16 protein-coding genes are annotated in these 19,669 nt (G+C 68.0%); 10 read left to right on the top strand and 6 right to left on the bottom strand.

What is annotated here, in order from left to right; translation table 11 throughout:
- From G1H10_RS22115 to G1H10_RS22085, 7 genes are all read left to right on the top strand, one after another.
- Window positions 1-675, top strand: a complete 675-nt coding sequence (locus G1H10_RS22115) for a DUF1961 family protein (protein WP_163741820.1) — start codon at window positions 1-3, stop codon at window positions 673-675.
- Between the two features lie 288 nt (window positions 676-963).
- A complete protein-coding gene (locus G1H10_RS22110; protein WP_216853544.1) occupies window positions 964-1,644 on the top strand; it encodes a YesL family protein in 681 nt (226 codons plus the stop codon).
- Window positions 1,645-1,786: 142 nt separating this feature from the next.
- Window positions 1,787-3,331: an extracellular solute-binding protein gene (locus tag G1H10_RS22105; protein ID WP_163741818.1), complete on the top strand. Its 1,545-nt coding sequence runs from the start codon at window positions 1,787-1,789 to the stop codon at window positions 3,329-3,331.
- Window positions 3,332-3,672: 341 nt separating this feature from the next.
- Window positions 3,673-4,590, top strand: coding sequence for an ABC transporter permease (locus tag G1H10_RS22100; protein ID WP_376778649.1), 918 nt, complete (start codon window positions 3,673-3,675; stop codon window positions 4,588-4,590).
- A 9-nt stretch (window positions 4,591-4,599) separates the two neighbouring features.
- Window positions 4,600-5,556, top strand: a complete 957-nt coding sequence (locus G1H10_RS22095; RefSeq protein WP_163741816.1) for a carbohydrate ABC transporter permease — start codon at window positions 4,600-4,602, stop codon at window positions 5,554-5,556.
- Between the two features lie 5 nt (window positions 5,557-5,561).
- A complete protein-coding gene (locus G1H10_RS22090; RefSeq protein ID WP_246219792.1) occupies window positions 5,562-8,348 on the top strand; it encodes an exo-rhamnogalacturonan lyase family protein in 2,787 nt (928 codons plus the stop codon).
- Window positions 8,349-8,404: 56 nt separating this feature from the next.
- Window positions 8,405-8,848, top strand: a complete 444-nt coding sequence (locus G1H10_RS22085; protein ID WP_163741814.1) for a hypothetical protein — start codon at window positions 8,405-8,407, stop codon at window positions 8,846-8,848.
- Here G1H10_RS22085 and G1H10_RS22080 read toward each other — a convergent pair.
- Window positions 8,845-9,570, bottom strand: a complete 726-nt coding sequence (locus G1H10_RS22080; protein WP_163741812.1) for a M50 family metallopeptidase — start codon at window positions 9,568-9,570, stop codon at window positions 8,845-8,847. The two genes, G1H10_RS22085 and G1H10_RS22080, sit on opposite strands and share 4 nt — an antisense overlap.
- 156 nt (window positions 9,571-9,726) lie before the next feature.
- On the opposite strand from G1H10_RS22080, the gene G1H10_RS22075 reads away from it, so the two are divergent.
- The 3 genes from G1H10_RS22075 to G1H10_RS22065 all read left to right on the top strand — a co-directional run bounded on the left by G1H10_RS22075 (window position 9,727) and on the right by G1H10_RS22065 (window position 12,767).
- Window positions 9,727-10,032 (top strand): hypothetical protein, encoded by a 306-nt coding sequence (locus G1H10_RS22075; protein WP_163741810.1) that lies wholly within the window; start codon window positions 9,727-9,729, stop codon window positions 10,030-10,032.
- 50 nt (window positions 10,033-10,082) lie between these two features.
- Window positions 10,083-11,105 (top strand): LacI family DNA-binding transcriptional regulator, encoded by a 1,023-nt coding sequence (locus tag G1H10_RS22070; protein WP_163741808.1) that lies wholly within the window; start codon window positions 10,083-10,085, stop codon window positions 11,103-11,105.
- A 294-nt stretch (window positions 11,106-11,399) separates the two neighbouring features.
- Window positions 11,400-12,767: an extracellular solute-binding protein gene (locus G1H10_RS22065; protein WP_163741805.1), complete on the top strand. Its 1,368-nt coding sequence runs from the start codon at window positions 11,400-11,402 to the stop codon at window positions 12,765-12,767.
- Window positions 12,768-12,915: 148 nt separating this feature from the next.
- On the opposite strand, the gene gatB is transcribed toward G1H10_RS22065, so the two are convergent.
- From gatB to G1H10_RS22040, 5 genes are all read right to left on the bottom strand, one after another.
- Complete coding sequence (gene gatB, locus G1H10_RS22060) at window positions 12,916-14,433, bottom strand: Asp-tRNA(Asn)/Glu-tRNA(Gln) amidotransferase subunit GatB (protein ID WP_163741803.1); 1,518 nt, start codon at window positions 14,431-14,433, stop codon at window positions 12,916-12,918.
- A complete protein-coding gene (locus G1H10_RS22055) occupies window positions 14,433-14,654 on the bottom strand; it encodes a hypothetical protein (protein WP_163741801.1) in 222 nt (73 codons plus the stop codon). The genes gatB and G1H10_RS22055 overlap by 1 nt, the downstream gene beginning before the upstream one ends.
- A 64-nt stretch (window positions 14,655-14,718) precedes the next feature.
- Entirely contained in the window at window positions 14,719-16,245 is a 1,527-nt protein-coding gene (gene gatA, locus G1H10_RS22050; RefSeq protein WP_163741799.1) for an Asp-tRNA(Asn)/Glu-tRNA(Gln) amidotransferase subunit GatA, read from the bottom strand.
- Complete coding sequence (gene gatC, locus G1H10_RS22045) at window positions 16,242-16,541, bottom strand: Asp-tRNA(Asn)/Glu-tRNA(Gln) amidotransferase subunit GatC (protein WP_163741797.1); 300 nt, start codon at window positions 16,539-16,541, stop codon at window positions 16,242-16,244. Before gatC ends, gatA begins: the two co-directional genes overlap by 4 nt.
- Before the next feature lie 213 nt (window positions 16,542-16,754).
- Entirely contained in the window at window positions 16,755-19,610 is a 2,856-nt protein-coding gene (locus G1H10_RS22040) for an AfsR/SARP family transcriptional regulator (RefSeq protein WP_163741795.1), read from the bottom strand.
- Between the last annotated feature and the right edge of the window lie 59 nt (window positions 19,611-19,669).

Raw genomic sequence — 19,669 nt, 5'->3', positions numbered from 1 at the left:
ATGACCGCGGACGAACCCCGTACCGTCCTGTATCGCAATCCGCTCGCCGGCCCGGATGACCTGGAAGGTTTCCGCCTTGAAGGCGACGGCGCGCTGAGCTTTCCGATGGGTCGTCTGCGCCTGGAGAGCGCCCGGCCACCGGCCGACGGCCAGGACGCCAACGTCGTCCTCTGGTGCCCCGTGGACTTCCCGGCTGACGTCTCGTTCTCCTGGGATTTCTGGCCGCTGCGCGAGCCCGGGCTGTGCATCCTCTTCTTCCATGCGCGCGGACACGGCGGCCGCGACCTGTTCGATCCGTCGCTGGCCAGGCGGACCGGCCCGTACGATCAGTACCACCACGGCGACCTCGACACGTACCACGTCTCCTATTTCCGTCGTCGCTGGGACGCAGAGCGCCGGTTCCATACCTGCAACCTGCGCAAGAGCCACGGTTTCCACCTCGTCGCCCAGGGCGCGGATCCCCTTCCGGGCGTGCCCGACGCCGACGGGCCCTATCGGGTGCGCGTCGACGTTCGTGACGGCTGGGTGAGTTTCCGCATCGACGACCTCGAGGTCTTCCGCTGGTACGACGACGGGTCGGTGGGCGGCCCGGCATTGACCGGCGGCAAGATCGGATTCCGGCAGATGGCCCCGATGATCGGCGAGTACGCCGATCTCACTGTGATGGCCTGGTAGGAATCCGGTCCTGAGGTCGACGACGATCGACTGAGCTACACCGGCCACAGCCGCCGGGCGTCACTCCCGGAAATGTGAGCGTTGACATTGAGTCGTTTCAAGGCTAAGTTCAGCAGCCACCACCTTCGACGGCGAGGGAAAGGAGCAGCATGGAGAGAAACCGCTTTCCGCACGTCGTGTGCGGCGTGAGCCTGGGGCATCGGCGTACGGCGCGTCCCTCCGCGCGAGTCTCCCAGCACCTGACCTGCCCGCCGGCACACACCGGATCTCGGCGGCGAGGTGACCGACATGTATGAGCACTGGACCGGCCGCTTCCACGGAGCCTGTTCAACGATCGGCTGGTGTGCCGCGCTCAACGTCCTGGTGCTGGCGTTCACCCTGTTCGGCGGCGTCGTCCTGGGCGTCGGGCCGGCCCTCGCCGCCGCCTATGCCCTCAGCCGGCGGCACCACCGCGGCGAGGCAGTCCGGCCGCTGCGGGACTTCGCAGAGACGTGGCGCCGGGAGTTCTGGCGCGGCAACGCCGTGATATTGCCCGTCGTCGCGGCCGGCACCATACTCTGGCTCAACTACTCGGCCCTCAGCGCACTCGGCCCGGACGCCGCTCCGGCGCGCCTGGCCAGTCTGCTGGGTTTGATCGTCATGATCGGGATCGCCGCGCACATCGGACCGATGTACGCGCATTTCGACCTCCCGTCGCGCCAGTACATCCTCACCGCAAGCCGGTTCGCCCTGGCACAACCCGCATCGACGATCATCCTCCTGTTCGTCTTCGCGGCAGCCGCCTTCACCTCGGCCGTGTTCCCGGTGCTCGTGCTCAGCGTCTCCATCGGTGCCTGGATCCACACCAGCACCTGGCTGTGCCAGCGCTTCTACGCCGAGAACGAGCGGCGGCTCGCCGCCGGCACCGAAGATCTTCCCGAGCACACCACCGTCGGCGCCTTGCCGGCCGAACCACTGCGGATGCGCTGAACCCGCCGCCCCGCAACCGCCCACGCCACCACCGAGTGAATCGCACCGCCCGAGAAAGGACCCGATCGACCCGTCAAGCAACCGCTTTCCAGTCCTCCCGCTCAGCCGACCGGCAGCACGACACATCAGAAAGGCGACAACGATGACGTTGCACAGACTCCGCCCGCGCACGGTGCTGGCCGCCACCGCTGCACTCGCTCTGGGACTCGCAGCATGCGGCTCGGACGACGGTGGCGGGGGTGACACCGACGGCGGAACCGACACGATCAGCCTGATGATCCCCCTGCTGGAGAGTCAGGCTCCGGCCGAGGACGGCGAGCTGCAGCAAGCCATCGAGGAGTACACCGGCAAGAACCTCGACATCACCTGGGTGCCGAACTCGAACTACGAGGACCGCACCAGCGTCGCCATGGCGTCCGACGACGTACCGCAGGTGATGGTGATCCAGGGAAAAACCCCGGCCTTCGTCCAGTCCGCCGAGGCGGGCGCCTTCTGGGATCTGACCGAGATCATCCACGACTACCCGAACCTTGCGCCGGCGAACGAGCAGATCCACCTCAACTCGTCCATCAACGGCACCAACTACGGCATCTTCCGCGCCCGGGACGAGATGCGCGCGGCCGTGGTCATCCGCAAGGACTGGATGGAGAACCTCGGCTACGACCTGCCGGAGACGGTGGACGATCTGTACGAACTGGCCCGCGCGTTCACCGAGGACGACCCGGACGGCAACGGCGAGGACGACACCTACGGCATCGTCATCCCGCAATGGCCCGGCGGCTACGCCACGGCCAGCCCGTACGACCTGATCGAGACGTGGTTCGGCGCGCCGAACGGCTGGGGCGAGCGGGACGGCCGGCTGGTCCCAGGGTTCTCCACGCCGGAGTTCCTGGAGGCCAACCGGTTCGTCAAGGACATGATCGACAACGGGTTCGTCAACCAGGACTTCGCCACCATGGACAGTGCGAACTGGAACGATCCGTTCTTCAACGGCCAGGGCGGCATCATCGTCGACGTCAGCTCGCGCGCCGGATCCATCATGACCCTGTTCAAGGACGCCGACCCCGACGACTACGACAAAGTGACCATGGCGGGCAATCTGATCGGCCCGGACGGCGAGCGGCACTCGTACCCCACGGTCGGCTTCAACGGATTCCTGGCCATCTCCAAGCAGAGCGTGCGCACCGAGGAAGAGCTGGACGAGATCCTCTCCTTCCTGGACACGTTGAACGCCAAGGAGGGGCAGGTCCTGCTGAACAACGGGATCGAGGGGAAGAACTTCGAGGTCACGGACGACTTCGCGATCCCGATCGAGGACACTCCGGATGCCGAGGTCATCACGAACGATTCGAAGGCGTTCGCGCAGCTCGGCACGGCGACGAACGGCGAACTCTTCTACCAGATCCTGCCCGAGGACGAGCCGGAGCGCGAGCTGTGGGACCACCGATGGGCGATCCACGAGCGCGACATGGAGACCGCCGTGCACAACCCCGCGCTGGCCCTGATCTCCGAGACCTACACCCAGCGCGGCGCGCAGCTCGATCAGATCATCGCCGACGCCCGGATCAAGTACCTCGCCGGACAGATCGACGAAGACGAGCTGCAGGCGGAGATCGACCGCTGGTACGCCGAAGGCGGCCAGCAGGTGGTCGATGAGATGAACGAGCTCTACGCGGATCTCGAGTAGGCGGCCGTCCCCGCGAGGGCACGCCCACGCGTCACGATCTCGGTGATCTTCGAGGAGATCACGCCGTGGCTCCGGACGGCCGGCGGACTTGGTGCCGTGCACCCACCATTCCCCCGCCGGCCGTCCGGGCTCCATCACCTCACCTGTCGCCCAGCACGAAGGAGACCGCAGTGGCACGTCGGCCGCCCACCGAGCCCGCGTCGCCTGACCCGACGCCGGCCACGTCCGGGTCGTCGCCGGCCGTGGCCACCGCGTCGACCGCGACCGCACCCGCACCCGCACCGGCCGACTCGCCCGACGGCGGCGGCACCGGACGGGCAGGCGGATCGTCGGGACGGCGCATCGGCACGGCGAAGGCCCCGCTTCGTATCCGCCTGATCCGGCACACATGGCTGTACGTCATGCTGCTACCCGGCGTGGTGTACTTCCTGCTCTTCAAGTACGCCCCGATGTACGGGATCAGCATCGCTTTCCAGGACTACCTGCCGTTTCTGGGGTTCGGCGACAGCCCTTGGGTGGGCTTCAAGCATTTCGAGACGTTGTTCTCCAGCCCGGACTTCTCCCGGGTGCTGACCAACACGCTGATCCTCGCCGGGTTGCACGTCGTCTTGGTCTTCCCGGCGCCGATCATCGTTGCGCTGCTGCTGAACGAGCTGCGGATCACCGTCGTCAAGCGGTTCATCCAGTCCTCGATCTACATCCCGCACTTCCTGTCCTGGACGATCGTCGCGTCGCTGACCTACTTGCTGTTCGCCGTCGACGTCGGCCCCGCCACCCAGCTGTTGAACTCGATCACCGGCGACCGGCTGGACGTGCTGGCCGATCCGGACTGGTTCCGGCCGCTGATCATCATGCAGACGCTGTGGAAAGCGACCGGGTGGGGCACCATCATCTACCTCGCCGCGCTGACCTCCGTCGATCCCAACCTCTATGAGGCCGCCCGGATCGACGGCGCAAACCGCTGGCAGCAGATGTGGCACATCACGCTGCCGGCCATCCGCAGCACGATCGTCGTCATGGCGATCCTGATGTCGGGGAACCTGCTGGACACCGGGTTCGAGCAGATCTATCTGATGACCAACTCGCTGAACCGCGAGGTCGCCGAGGTATTCGACACCTATGTCTACTTCATGGGCATCACGCAGGGGCAGTACAGCTACTCGACGGCCGTGGGGCTGTTCAAGGCCGTCGTCGGCATCATCCTGATCTTCGGCGCGAACTGGCTGGCCCGCCGGTTCAAGCAGACCGGACTCTTCTAGGGGTACGCGATGAGTGACACGACGACCCACACGGCGCAACCGACGACGGCGGGAGCCGGGACGACGCCGCCGCGCAAGCCCCGGTCCGGGACAGCGGTGAGGAACACCACCGGCGGCCGTGTCTTCGACGCGCTCAACCTGGTCCTGCTGATCGCGCTCGCCTTCGTGACCGTGCTGCCGTTCCTCTACGTCATCGCCGGCTCGTTCGCGAGCGAGTCAGAGATCAGCGCGCGGTCCTTCTTCCTCTGGCCGCACGATGTCGTCACCGACTCGTACGACTACATCTTCGCCACGAACACGTTCGTGCGGAGCCTGATCGTCACGATCGGCGTCACCGCAGTGGGCACCATCATCCAGGTGGCGCTGACCTTGAGCATGGCCTACCCGCTGGCCAAACGGTACCTTCCCGGCCGGAATCTGCTGCTCAATCTGGTGATCTTCACCATGGTGTTCAGCGGCGGGATGATCCCGACCTACCTGATCGTGCGCGAGCTTGGCCTGCTGAACACCTATTGGGCGCTGATCCTGCCGCTGGCGATCAACCCGTTCTACCTGATCATCGTGAAGAACTTCTTCCAGGAGTTGCCCGAGGAACTGCAGGAAGCGGCCCGGATCGACGGATGCAGCGAGATCGGCGTCTTCGCCCGGGTCGTGCTGCCGCTGTCCAAACCGATCATCGCCACGTTCTCACTGTTCTACGCGGTGGCGATCTGGAACGATTTCATGTCCCCGCTGCTGTACATCGACGACGCCTCGAAGTGGACGCTGCAGATGTTCGTCCGGCAGGTGACCATCTCCGCGGATATGGCGAACACCATGGGGCAGCTCGACCCGAACTACGTCCCGCCCGAGCAGGGCCTGAAGTTCGCGGTGATCGTCGTCGCCACCATCCCGATCATGCTGTTCTACCCGTTCCTGCAGAAACACTTCGCCAAGGGCATCCTCATCGGCTCGGTGAAGGGCTGACCACCATGGCGAGAGAAACGAATGACATCGCGGTCACGATAGCGACCACAACGCATGCTCGCTTCCCCGAATCTCCGACGACTCTGCGCTGGCTCACCGGTCCACGGCCGACCGGAACCACGTGGGGTGTGCCGTGGCCACGGGGCAAGGTGCCCGCGGGCGCGTCGTACGCGCTACGCCACGAGGGCCGCGACCTTCCGGTGCAGAGCTGGACCACGGCCACCTGGCCGGACGGTTCGGTGAAATGGTCCGCGCATGCGGTCCCGGCGCTGGCCGACGCATCGGTCGCCGCGCTGGCCGACGCATCGGTCGCCGCGCTGGCCGACGCATCGGCCACCGTCTCATTGATACCCGGCGAGCAGACCGTCGCGCCTGATACACCGGTCACCGTGGCCGAGACGGACGACACCATCACCGTGCATACCGGCGTGGTGCATTGGGAGCTTCCACGCACCGGTCCGGTGTTGGTGCGCACAGCCCGGCGAGGCGGCCGGGTGGTGATGGAGAACGCGCGGCTGACCAGCCTCTGGCAGCCGTCGCCGACACCCGACAACGGCGACGGCATCAGCCGGACCACCCTGCACGGGCACGTCGAACGCACCGTCGTCGAGCAGGCCGGGCCGGTCCGAGCCGTCGTCCGCATCGACGGGCGGCACACGGCCGACGGCGGCGCCGATCACACCCGCGACGGACGCGGACCGTGGCTGCCGTTCACCGTGCGGCTGTACTTCTACGCCGGGGCCGACGACGTGCGGATCGTGCACTCGGTGATCTGGGACGGCGACGCGGACCGCGACTTCCTCGCCGGGCTGGCGCTGCGGGCGGACGTGCCGATGCCCGACGAGCTACACGACCGGCATATCCGGATCGCCGGACCCGCGGACGACGCGCACCGACCCGGGTTTCTCACCGAAGCGGTACGCGGCATCACCGGCCTGCGCCGAGATCCTGGTCAACGGTTCCGCGCGGCGCAGCTGGCCGGCCGGCCGTGCGGTCCGGTCGAAGAGTGGGACGGCGCGGTGTCGAAGCGGCTCCACCTCATCCCGGCGTGGAACGACTGGACACTCGACCAGGCGTCCGCCGACGGTTTCACCCTGCGCAAGCGCACATCGGACGGCTCGGCGTGGGTGACGATCCCGTCCGGCACGCGCGCCGCCGGATACGCGTACGTCGGCGGCGTCAGCGGCGGGCTGGGCTTCGGCCTCCGCGACTTCTGGAAGATGCACCCCACACGGCTGGACGTCCGCGGTGCGGCCACCGCCTGCGCCACCGCCACCATCTGGATGTGGTCCCCGTCGGCGGAGACGATGGATCTGCGCTTCTACCACGATGGCCTGGGCCAGGACACCTTCGCGGAGCAGCTGGAAGGGCTGGAGATCACCTACGAGGACTACGAGCCGGGTTTCGGCGACCCGCATGGCATCGGCCGCACGCACGAGCTGACGCTGCGCGCCGTCGCCGGGACGCCCTCCAACGACGAGCTCGCTGACCATGCCGCCGCGGTGAACGACCCGCCGCTGCTGGTCGCCGAGCCGGCACGGCTGCACGCGGCTGGAGTCTTCGGTGACTGGGCGCCGGCAGATCGCAGCGCGCCGGAACGGGCCGAGATCGAGGACCGGCTGGACTTCCTGTTCGACTTCTACCTCCGCCAGCGTCAACAACGTCGCTGGTACGGCTTCTGGGATTACGGCGACGTCATGCATACCTACGACGCCGACCGGCACCAGTGGCGCTACGACGTCGGCGGCTACGCCTGGGACAATTCGGAGCTCTCGCCGGACCTGTGGCTGTGGTATCAGTTCCTCCGGACCGGCCGGGCCGACGTGTTCCGGTTCGCCGAGGCGATGACCCGGCACACCGGTGAGGTCGACGTGTATCACGCGGGCCGCTGGGCGGGCCTCGGTTCACGACACAACGTACAGCACTGGGGATGCAGCGCCAAGCAGCTGCGGATCTCCAATGCCGGCTACCGGCGCTTCTACTACTACCTCACCGCGGACGAGCGCACCGGCGACCTGCTGGACGAACTGGCGGATGCCGAACGCGCCCTGCTGGGTGTCGACGCGACCCGCAAGGTGCGCCCGGACACCTACACACCGGATCCCTCGGCGCTGGCCATCGGATTGGGCACGGACTGGGGCGCGCTCGCGGCGGCCTGGCTGACCCGGTGGGAACGGTACGGGGACGATCCCATCGGCGTGACAGCCCGGGACAAACTCCTGCGCAGCATGACCGGTATCGGGGGATTACCGCAGGGCTTCCTCACCGGCGAGGCGCTGCTCGACCTGAGCACCGGACGGTTCGACGTCAGCCGCGATCGGATCGCGGTCTCGCATCTGTCCGCCGTGTTCGGGCTGGCGGAGATGTGCGCCGAACTGATAGCCCTGACCAAGGGAACGGAGCTGGAGGCCCCCGGGTTCGAGCGGGCGTGGCTCGACTATTGCCGGTTGTACCTGGCGACGCCGGAGGAGCAGGCGGCCCGGCTAGGAGCCCCGCTGCGCGGAATCTCGTTGATACAGGCACACAGCCGGCTCACCGCGTATGCGGCCGCCGCCACCGGCGACGACGATCTGGCGCGCCGCGCGTGGAAGGCGTTCCGGCACGACGTCGGCGATCAGATCAACACCAACGCGCTGCAGCGCAGGCACACCTGGACCCTCGACCGGATCGATGGACCGTCGGTTCTGGCGCCCGTGGATGAGGCGCCCTTCGTCTCGACCAACGACGCCGCCCAGTACGGCCTCGCCGCCATCCAACTCCTAGCCCTCCTCCCCGATGATCATGAACACTAGCCGTGCCATATGAACGGCTACTGTTCATGATCATGCGGGGGTTTAAGGTGGTCCGGATGACTCATGGAGAATCGACACCCACGAATGGGCCGGCCGCCGGGTCTGACGCCGGTGCGCAGCGCGGGACTTCGCCGATCGTCGTCGCCGCGGTTGCGCTGGCGGCCGTCGCTGGTGGTCTCGTCGCGGGTTACCTGATCTTCGATAGCCCCGCAACCTCGGACGCGACGGCGGCCTCCCATGTCGATCATGCGTGCGCGATCGCCGATCAATACGACGGCGCACCGCTATCGGACGACAGCCTCGGTGGGCTCGAAGACGATCCATGGTTCTGGGAAGGACCGGCGATGGGCTACCTGCTGAGTGCGGCGGCGGTCGAGGATTCGGCTTACGAGAGCCTGTCCGAACATGGCCGCGGCGCCGTCCGGGCGGTCGGCCGCATAGACGTGGACGGATGGAACGAGGCGATCGAGGGCGTTCTGGCGGAATGTGCCGACCGCTAGCCGGGCATGGCCACGTCGAGTACCTCCAGAAGGTTCGTCACGCCGTAGAAGGCTGCGGCTCCGATCACCACCAGGAAAGTGAACAGCCAGAATCCGCCCGGCAGCATCCGCAGCCGCCGGTTCATCAGGTACGCATCCGAGCGGGTGACGCCGCGACGTGTGACATGGCTGCGTGTCACCGCCCACCAGGCGCGCAGGGAACCGACGAGCATCAACCAGCCGAGCGCGAACACCACGACGTTCAACATCCACGGCTCGCCGAACCACGCGACCAGTCCGAGCAGCGCACCGGTGGCCAGCACCACCCCGACGGTGTGCCAACTGCGGGAGAACAGGAAGGTCAGCGCCAGCCCACCGACCAGGGCCCAGAGCGCGACCCGCGACCATCCCTCGGTCACCGCCCACATCAGTGCCGCACCGAGCGCCGCCGGCGCCGGATACCCCCACCACAGAGTCCACAGCACGCGGAACGTGCCTCTGCCGGCGAAGTTCGTCGCGCCGGACATATCGCTGTTCACGGTGATGCCGTGCAGCCGGTAGCCGGCTACGACGGCGGCCAACGCGTGTCCGATCTCATGCACGATCGTCACCGGATAGCCGATGATGTTCCACGTCCGACGGTGTATAGCCAGGCCCACGGCGAGGACGGCGACGACGAGGACGTGAGACGCCTCCATGGATGCGAGCGTCTCGTCCAGCCGGTGATCGTCTAGCCCAAACACTCCGCAGACGTTACCTGTGCCACCTGCGCGTACCGCGGCCACCATGCTGCGCCACCGATACGCCGGACGCTACAGGGCCCATCACCTGGGCCCGGTCATGATGTGGCGCGCCTAGGGGAACGCATCACAGCCGAGTCTCCAGACGATGGGCCCTGGATGAGCATTGAGGTCCGACTACTTCCGGACCGGCGCCATACGTCCCGCCGCACGGGCGGCAGCACACCCAGCGAAGGCGAGCACGAGCCCGAACGCGACGATCAGCGCTGGGCTTGCACCAGTGCCCGGGAGCATGTCGTCGCCCGGTTCCTGGCTGCCGTCATCGACACCCGCCTCCGCGTCGGCATCAGCGTCCGCATCGGCACCCGCATCAGCATCCGCGTCAGCATCCGCGCGAACCGCCCCTCGGTCCCGGCCCATCATTCGACCGGCCGGACGCCGGTCATCGGATTCACTACGCGATAGCGAGCAGCGCCTGCGCCGTACTCAGTTCGAACGGGGCGATAATGTCTGTCATGGATGCCAACGGCGAGCGCAAGGTGACTATCAGCGCCATAGCCAAGGAAGCGGGCGTATCCGTGCCCACCGTCTCCCGCGTGGTCAACGGCCGGTCCGATGTAGCGCCGAGTACCCGCCGCCGGGTCGAGGAACTGCTCCGGCAGCATGACTACCGCCGACGCGCCACGCGCAGCCGTAACAAGGCTCGTCTCGTCGACCTCGTCTTCAATGACCTGGACAGCCCATGGTCGGTGGAGATCATCCGAGGTGTCGAGGAGGTGGCACACACCGCCGGTGTCGGCACCGTGGTATCCGCGATCCACCGCAAGTCCGAGCCCATCCGTCAATGGCAGCAGAACCTACGCACTCGCGCCTCCGACGGCGTCATTCTGGTGAACTCCACCCTCGATTCGTCCGCGCAGGAGGAGCTACGTCGGCTCAACGTCCCTCTCGTCGTCGTCGACCCGGCAGGCGGCCTCAGCTTCGACGTGCCGGCGATCGGTGCGACGAACTGGGCGGGCGGGCTCTCCGCCATGGAGCACCTTCTCGGGCTCGGCCACCGCCGCATCGGTATCGTCTCCGGTCCGCGTGCGATGATGTGCAGCCGCGCCCGGCTCGACGGATATCGGGCAGGGCTGGAGTCGACCGGTCTGACGATCGACGACGAGCTCCTGTGGGAGGGCGACTTCTACCATGCGTCCGGATTCGCCGGGGCGCAGGCATTCCTGCGACTCCCCGAACGTCCGACCGCCATCCTGGCGTCGAGCGATCAGATGGCGATCGGTGCGTACGAGGCGGTCCGGCAGGCGGGGCTGCGGGTGCCGGACGACGTCAGCATCGTCGGCTTCGACGATCTACCCGAGGTCAGATGGGCGTCGCCGCCGCTGACGACCGTACGGCAGCCGCTCGCTGAAATGGGCGCCGTCGCGGTCAGGACGGTATTGCGGCTGGCCGCCGGCGAACCCTTGGACAGTCCACGTCTCGAGCTCGCGACCACGCTGATCCCGCGAGAGAGCACGGCGCCGCCCCGACAGAACTGAGGTGTCGTCGCTCCTACCGATCCTCCGGCACCCACCGCCCATGCCCGAGAATTGTCGGAACTTTTTCCGGAAGCAATCGCGATCCATTTAGCGCTTCTTCGGTTTGATCACCGAAGACTTCGCCATGCCCGTTGCAGTGGCGCCGAGTTGACCGGGCCATAAGCCTCGCATTAACGTACCGGAAACTACCGGTTTGTTCTCAGATGAGCCTTCCAAATGCGCTGTCGAATCCGACCGCGCTGACGGGCGGTTCGTCGTCCAGAAGTGCTTGCGCCTTCGCCAGGGAGAACGAAAATGACACCATCGACGCACGGTTCAGGCACGAGCATCGGTCGCCGTACGTTCCTCACGGCGCTCGGTGTAGGCGGCCTGGCGCTCACGACATCGGCGTGCGGCACCGACGGCGACTCCGACGACGGCGACGCCGCCTACCTGGACTCCGCCGGTGACCCGGCCGACGCCAGCGGGAGCATCGACGTGTGGGTCCTCGACGAGGACGCGCTTCACCCGGTCAGCCAGGAATCCCTTGACCGCTTCTTCTACACGCCCGAATCGAACGTCACGGCCAGGCTCACCGACGAGCCGAACGACGCCTACCGGGACTTGCTGGAGTCCAGCATCGATACCGAAGAGCGGCCGGACATCTTCTTCAACTGGGGAGGCGGAAGCATCCGTCCGTACGTGCGTGCCGGCCTGGTCGAGGACCTGACGCCGTACTTCGACGAGGACCCTGACTTCCGCGACACCTTCCTGCCGTCGGTACTGGAAGCCGGCCAGATCGACGGTCGGTACTACGGCATCCCGATGCGGACCATGCAGCCGAAGTTGATGTTCTACAACACGGCCGTCTTCAACGAGGTCGGCGTCGACATCCCGGCCACCTGGCAAGAACTCCTGGATGCCGTGGATACCTTCGTCGACGCCGGTGTCACACCTGTCGCCGTCGGCGGTGCGGATGCGTGGACGCTGCTGATGTGGGTCGAGTACATCACCGACCGGCTCGGTGGCGAGCAGGTCTTCCTCGACATCGCGGAGGGAACCGGCGAGGGCTGGCGGCACCCCGTCATCACCGAGATGGTGCAGTCGATTCGGGACCTCGTCGATCGCGGCGCGTTCGGTCACGCGTTCACCTCTGTCGCCTACGACGACTCCGGACCACTGCTGGAGACCGGCCAGGCGGCGATGATGCTCTCCGGCAGCTGGGAGTACACCAAGTTCCTCAACGCCGACCGCGAGTTCGTCCACGACCGCCTCGCCTGGGGACCGTTCCCGGTGATCGACGGGGGTGCGGGCAACCCGGACAACGTCGCCGGCAATCCCACCAACTACTTCTCCGTTCACGCCCGTTCCCCGCTCAAAGAGGTGGCGATCAACTACCTGCGGCAGGAAATGGGCTCGGACGAGTACGTGCAGGATCTGCTCGATATCGGGGACATCCCGGCCGTGGCAGACATCGAGCCGCTGATCGAGGGCCACGAGCACGAGGCGTACTTCACGTTCGTCTACAACATGGCCGCGAACGCACCGAGCTTCCAGCTCTCCTGGGACCAGGCCATCGAGCAGCCCCAGGCCCGGCCGATGCTGGAGGCGATCAGGAGCGTCTTCCTCGGCGACATGGACGCCGACGGATTCGTCCAAGCCAACGAAGATGCAGCTCCCTGATCGGCAGGCACCAGCTCACCACCCGGCCATAGCACCGAAGCCCCTAAATGATCATGTGAAGCAGGGTTTCTCGTGCCTCAACAGGTCTGCAGACATGGTAGGGCGCGAGAAAACCTACTTCACATGATCATTTAGGGCCGTTGGGGGGTTACGGGGTGAGGCGCTCGATAATGAGTTCGCGGACGCGTTTGGCATCGGCCTGGCCGCGGGTGGATTTCATGACGGCGCCGATCAGCGCACCGACCGCACCCATGTTGCCGCCGCGGATCTTCTCGGCCACGTCCGGCTGCGCGGCGATCGCCTCGTCGACGGCGGCGCCGAGCGCCGACTCATCGGAGACGACGGCGAGGCCGCGCGCCTCGACCACCTGGTCCGGCGAACCCTCACCGGCCAGCACACCCTCGACGACCTGCCGGGCCAGCTTATCGTTGAGCGTGCCCTCCTTGACGAGGGTCTCGACCCGCGCGACGTCCGCGGGCGTGATGCCGGCAGCGTCCAGTGCGACGCCGCGGTCGTTCGCGGTGCGGGAGATCTCGCCGAGCCACCACTTCTTCGCCCCGGCGGCGTCGGCGCCGGCCTCGATGGTCTGCTCGACCAGGTCCATCGCCCCGGCGTTGACGACGTCGCGCATCTCCAGGTCGGTGAAGTCCCACTCCTTCTGCAGGCGGGCACGACGCTCGGCGGGCGGCTCCGGCAGTGTGGTCCGCAGCTGGTCCACCCACTCCCGGGCGGGAGCGACGGGGACCAGGTCCGGTTCCGGGAAGTAGCGGTAGTCCTCCGCTTCCTCCTTGACCCGGCCGGCCGTGGTCTCCCCGGTGTCCTCGTGCCAGTGCCGCGTCTCCTGGACGATCGTCTCCCCCGTGTCCAGGACCGCGGCCTGGCGACGGATCTCATAGGTGACGGCGCGCTCCACCGAACGCAGCGAGTTGACGTTCTTCGTCTCCGTACGGGTGCCGAAGGCGGCGGTGCCCTTCGGCTTCAGGGACACGTTGGCGTCACACCGCATCTGGCCGAGCTCCATGCGGGCGTCCGAGACGCCCAGCGCGCGGATCAGATCACGCAGGCTGGACACGTAGGCGCGGGCGACGGCCGGGGCCAGCTCAGCATCGACCTCGATCGGCTTCGTGACGATCTCGATCAGCGGGATACCGGCACGGTTGTAGTCCAGCAGCGAATGGCTGGCACCGTGGATACGACCGGTGGCGCCGCCGACATGCAACGACTTCCCGGTGTCCTCCTCCATATGCGCGCGCTCGATGCCGATGCGCACGGTCCGGGCACCCTGGTCGGTGTCGACGGTCACCTCGGTCCACCCGTCGTACGCGATCGGCTCGTCGTACTGGGAGATCTGGAAGTTCTTCGGCATGTCCGGATAGAAGTAGTTCTTCCGGGCGAACCTGCAGTGCTCAGCGATCTGGCAGTTCAGCGCCAGGCCGATGCGGATCGCCGACTCGACCGCTGTCTCGTTGACGACCGGCAACGAGCCGGGCAGGCCGAGACACGTCGGGCAGACCTGGGTGTTCGGATCGGCACCGAACTCGGTCGAGCAACCGCAGAACATCTTCGTGATGGTGCCGAGCTCGACATGCACCTCCATGCCCATCACCGGGTCGAACCGGGCGATGGCCTCGGAGAAACTCGGCAGCGCGGCAGCGGTCGCCGGCATCAGCCCTCCCGGTCCTCGAGCTCGACGATCCGCGAGTGGTCGTCGCCCTCCCGGATCTCCCGGACGATGATCGCGACGGTGACCGCCACCGACGCGACGCTGAGGCCCGCGTCCAGCATCTTGAGCCTGTCGCCCTCATGACGCGCCTTCGAGAACGCCCGCAACGCCGAGAAGGCGCCGAACGCGCTGCCCACAACCTTGATGACCTGCTTGCCGTTCATACCACTCACCTCAGAATGTCCTCGTCACCCGGTTCCCTACCCGTTGCTGCGTACGCGATGCGGATCACGCCGTCTCCAGCTCCGGGACCTTGTCCAGCAATGGGCCACCCCACTCGGAGACCAGCGCCTGCTCCAGCGCCGCACCGATCCGGTAGAGCCGGTCGTCGGCGAGCACCGGCGCCATCACATGCAGGCCGACCGGCATGCCGTCCTCCTCGGCCAGGCCGCACGGGAACGACGCCGACGCGTTGCCGGCAAGATTACTGGGGATGGTGCACAGGTCGTTCTTGTACATGGCCAGTGGGTCGTCCACCTTCTCCCCGATCGGGAACGCCGTGGTCGGCGTCGTGGGCGAGACCAGCACGTCGACCTGTTCGAAGGCGGCCTCGAAGTCCCGGGTGACGAGCGTACGCACCTTCTGCGCCTGGCCGTAGTAGGCGTCGTAGTAGCCGGAGGACAGCGCATAGGTTCCGAGAATGATCCGCCGCTTCGCCTCGGCGCCGAATCCGGCACCGCGGGTGGCGTTCATGACCTCCTCGGCACTGCGCGAGCCGTCGTCGCCCACCCGCAGCCCGTAGCGCATCGCGTCGAAGCGGGCCAGGTTGGAGGAGACCTCACTCGGCAGGATCAGGTAATACGCCGGCAGCGCGTAGTCGAAGTGCGGGCAGGACACCTCGACCACCTCGGCGCCGAGCTTGCCGAGCACCTCGACCGCCTCACCGAATCGCCGTTCGACGCCAGCCTGGTAGCCCTCGCCACCGAGCTCCTTCACGACGCCGATCCGCATGCCGGACAGGTCACCGTCGGCCCCCCGGCGAGCCGCCGCCACCACGTCCGGCACCGGCTGCTGGATGCTGGTCGCGTCCAGCGGGTCGTACCCGCCGATGACACTGTGCAGCAGCGCGGCGTCGAGCACGGTGCGGGCGCACGGACCCGCCTGGTCCAGGCTGGACGCACAGGCGATCAGGCCGTACCGGCTCACTCCGCCATACGTGGGCTTGACGCCGACGGTACCGGTCACCGCGGCCGGCTGCCGGATCGAACCGCCGGTGTCGGTGCCGATGGCCAGCGGCGCCTGGAACGACGCGAGCGCGGCGGACGAGCCACCCCCGGATCCGCCCGGGATGCGGTCGAGGTCCCACGGGTTGCGGGTCGGGCCGAACGCCGAGTTCTCGGTGGACGAGCCCATCGCGAACTCGTCCATGTTGGTCTTACCCAGGATGATGATGCCGGCCTCGCGCATCCGGCGGGTGATGGTCGCGTCGTACGGAGGCTGCCATCCCTCGAGGATCTTCGACCCTGCCGTGGTCGGCATGTCCGCGGTGGTGATGACGTCCTTCAGCGCCAGCGGCACGCCGGCCAGCGGCCCGAGCTGCTCGCCAGCGGCGCGTTTCGCGTCCACCTCGCCGGCGGCGGCCAGGGCTTGTTCGCGGTTGACATGCAGGAACGCGTGGACCCCGGTCTCCGCGTCGTCGACCGCCGCGATCCGGTCCAGATGCGCCCCGGTCACCTCGACCGCGCTCACCTCGCCGGCCGCGACGGCCTCGGCGAGTTCGGCAGCGGTCCGTTTGAACAGGCTCGACTCCGTCACTGTTCCTCTCCCAAGATCTGCGGCACCCGGAACCGGCCGTCTTCCGCCTCCGGCGCCTGCGCCAGTGCGGCCTCCGCGGACAGGCTCGGCCGGGGCTCGTCGGCGCGGAACGCGTTGGTCATCGGCAGCGCGTGCGACGTGGGTGGAATATCGTCGGCCGCGACCTCGGAGACCTGCGCAACGGCGCTGATGATCTGGTCGAGCTGACCGGCCAGGTGGTCGAGCTCGGCAGGCTCGAGGTCGAGGCGAGCGAGCCGCGCCAGATGGGCGACCTCGTCGCGGCTGATCGAGGGCATGAACGCGCTACTCCTCCGTCGTCGTGGCTGACTCCGGCGCTCTGGTGAGGTGAAACGCCCGGGGAAAGGGTCGCTGCCGATCCTACGCCACCGCCGTCATGCTTTCACCGCCCGATCCCACTGCCGTCGCGTCACCGCGGGTGCCCGCTGCCGTCGGGTCACCGCGGGTGCGCGCTGCCGTCCTCTCAGCGGCGATCCCCGCTACCGCCGCGCCTACGACGCGCGCCGCAGCGACGCAGCGGCGTGTTCCGGCCGGCCCATCCGGGTGAGCACGTCGCTGAGCTCCGCATGCAGGGTCTCGGTGGCGGTGGAGGCAGTCGGACGCTCGCGCGGATCATCCGGTTCGGCCAGGGCCTGCTCGAAGTAGCCGGCCGCGCGGGCCAGCCGGCCGGCGTCGCGGCATGCGCGGGCGAGCACCGCCAGCAACGGACGACGCCCCAGGGTGTAGCCGACCTCGTCGGCGAGCCGCATGGACGTCTCGCACCATTCGATCGCCTCCTCGAGCCGGCCCAGCTCCGCACAGGCGAAGCCGAGATTCTTGTACGAATCCGCGCCAAGGTACGCGTCCGCGCCGCCCAGTTCGCGCCACACCTCGATCGCCGTCTCCGCCTGCCTGGCCGCCTCCTGGTACGGGCCCATGCGCTGGTACAGCTCCGCGAGATGCCCGCACGTGGTGGCGTAACTCCGGCGGTTGCCGCCGCGGCGATGGGCATTCAGCGCCTGGCGTAGGCAACGGAAGGCCTCGTCGTAGTCGTCCACGGCCAGGTGTGCCAGCGCCAGCATGGTCAATCCGCGCCCCAGCCTGGTGTGCTCGGCGTGCGCCCGGCAGTGATCGGTGAACCGGCCGAGATGATCGATCGCCACCTTCGGGTCGCCATGGCGCAGCGCGGAACCGCCCGCACACATCCGCACCAGCATCTCGGCTCGGATGTCGCCCGCCGCGACGGCGCGTTCCAACAGTTGCGAACTCAGCTCCTGCCAACCGGACCAGTATGCGCCGGTCTCGGCGTAATTGCCCAGGTAGTTCGTCAATTGGGCGAGGGCGTAGAGCGGCGGATCCGGTTGCCGAAGGATGTGCAGACTCACTGCCGTGACGTTGGTGTGTTCCCGGCTGAGCCAGTCCGTGGCGGATCCCGCATCGGCGAACTCCAGCGTCCGCGCAGGACGTTCCAGATCCAGGTCGGCTCCTCCGAGAGCCGGCATCATCGCCCGCACCGCCGTCACCGCGGTCGTGGCCAGATGCACGAACAGAGCGTGTACGGCCTTCTCCCGCTCCGTGCGCGGATCGGCCTCCTCGGAAAGCTCGCGGGCCAGCACCCGCAGCAGGTCGTGGAGCCGGAACCGGCCCGCGACCGGCTCCGCCAGCAGATGCAGGTCGACGAGCGCACCGGCCAGGCCGCGGGCATGCTCGTCGTCGGCGCCGAGCATGCAGGCGAGCGCGGGCACCGAGAGCGCCGACACCTCCGCGGCCGCCAGCAACCTGAACGTCCGTGCTTCGGCCTCGTCCAGCTGCTGATAACTGAGCATCAGGCTGTTACGCACCCCGACGTCGCCCAGGTTGAGCTCATCCAGGACGCGAGCCGATGCCAACCGATCGGCGTACTCGGCCAGGCTGCGATCGGTCCGCGTGGCGAGCCGGCTGCCGGCGATCCGCAATGCGAGCGGCAGCCGTCCGCAGGCGTCCACGATCGCGTCCGCGGCCGCGGGTTCGGCCGCCACCCGCTCCGGTCCCACGGTCGACGCCAGCAGCTCACTCGCCTCGGCGCCGGAGAGCTCCTCCAACGCGACGACCGTGGATCCGGCCAGGAACAGCCGGGAGCGTGCGGTCACCACCACCGCGCACCCCGCCTCGCCGGGAAGCAGCGGCTGGACCTGGAGCGCCCCCGATGCGTCATCGAGAACCAGCAGCACCCGGCGCCCGGCGAGCAGCGTACGGAACATACCGGAGCGGTCGCCGACGTCCGCCGGCAGCTGGTCCGGCTCGACGCCCAGAGCGCGCAGGAAGGCGGCGAGCACGTCGCCCGGTTCGGCCGGCGTGTCTCGGGAACCGCGAAGATCAGCGAACAACTGGCCGTCCGGGAAGTGCGCGCGTGCCTGATGTGCCGCCCGCACGGCCAGGGCTGTCTTGCCCGCCCCGCCCGGTCCGGTCAACCCGATCACGGCGAGCTCGGAGCGCGTCCGGGTCAGCACCGTCACCATCCGCTCGATCTCGCCCGCGCGACCGGCGAAGTCGGGTACGTCCGGCGGCAACTGGGCGGGGACGGCTACCGGGCGCGGGCCGGGCACACGTGGCGCCGTCGCGACGCCGTCCGGTCCGCCCGCACGCCCGGAGGCCTCCGCGTCCTCGGCCTCGAGGAGCACCTGATGGAGCCGCGCCACCTGTTGCCCCGGTTCCACGCCGAGTTCGTCGACCAGCCGTCGCCGGAGGTCGCGGAAGACACCCAGTGCTTCGCTGCGCCGCCCCGACTGGTCCAGCGCTCGCATCAACAACCCGTGCGCGGTCTCCCGGAGCGGGTTGTCACCGACCAGGACGAGCAGCTCGGAGACGAGGTCCGCGCCCGCACCCGCCGCCAGATCGGCCGCGGCACGCTGCTCGAGGGTCCGCAGGCATTCTTCGTGAAGCGCCGGTGCGTAGCGGTCGCGGAGCGGGCACTCGCCGATCCCGGACAGAATCTCGCCGCGCCAGAGCCGGGTCGCCTTGTGCAGCAGTTCGCGCGTCTCGGCCGGTCGCAGCGCCGACGACGCCCTCGTGACCAGCTCACGGAACAGGTGCACATCCACGTTCGCGGGGCCGGTGTCGAGACGGTAGCCGTCGGGATGGCTGGTGATCGCGACGTCCGGGATGGGTTGAAGGGCGCGGCGCAGATTGGAGACGTAGACCTGCAGCGCTTTCCGCGCCGCGGCCGGCGGTTCGCTTCCCCAGACGGCTTCGCACAACCGGTCCACCGATACGACGTGGCCCACATCGAGCACCAGCGCCGCGAGCACGCACCGCTGTTTCGGCGCCCCGAGCGATAGCGACGATCCATCGTGGACGGCCTCGACCGGGCCGAGCACGCGAAAGATCACGCGCCCGAGCCTATGTGAGCGGCACGAGCTGCGAACCAACCGGGTCTTTACCGGGTGCA

Source organism: Phytoactinopolyspora halotolerans (assembly GCF_010550675.1).
GTDB lineage: Bacteria > Actinomycetota > Actinomycetes > Jiangellales > Jiangellaceae > Phytoactinopolyspora > Phytoactinopolyspora halotolerans.
This window is presented reverse-complemented; position numbering and strand designations above follow the sequence as displayed.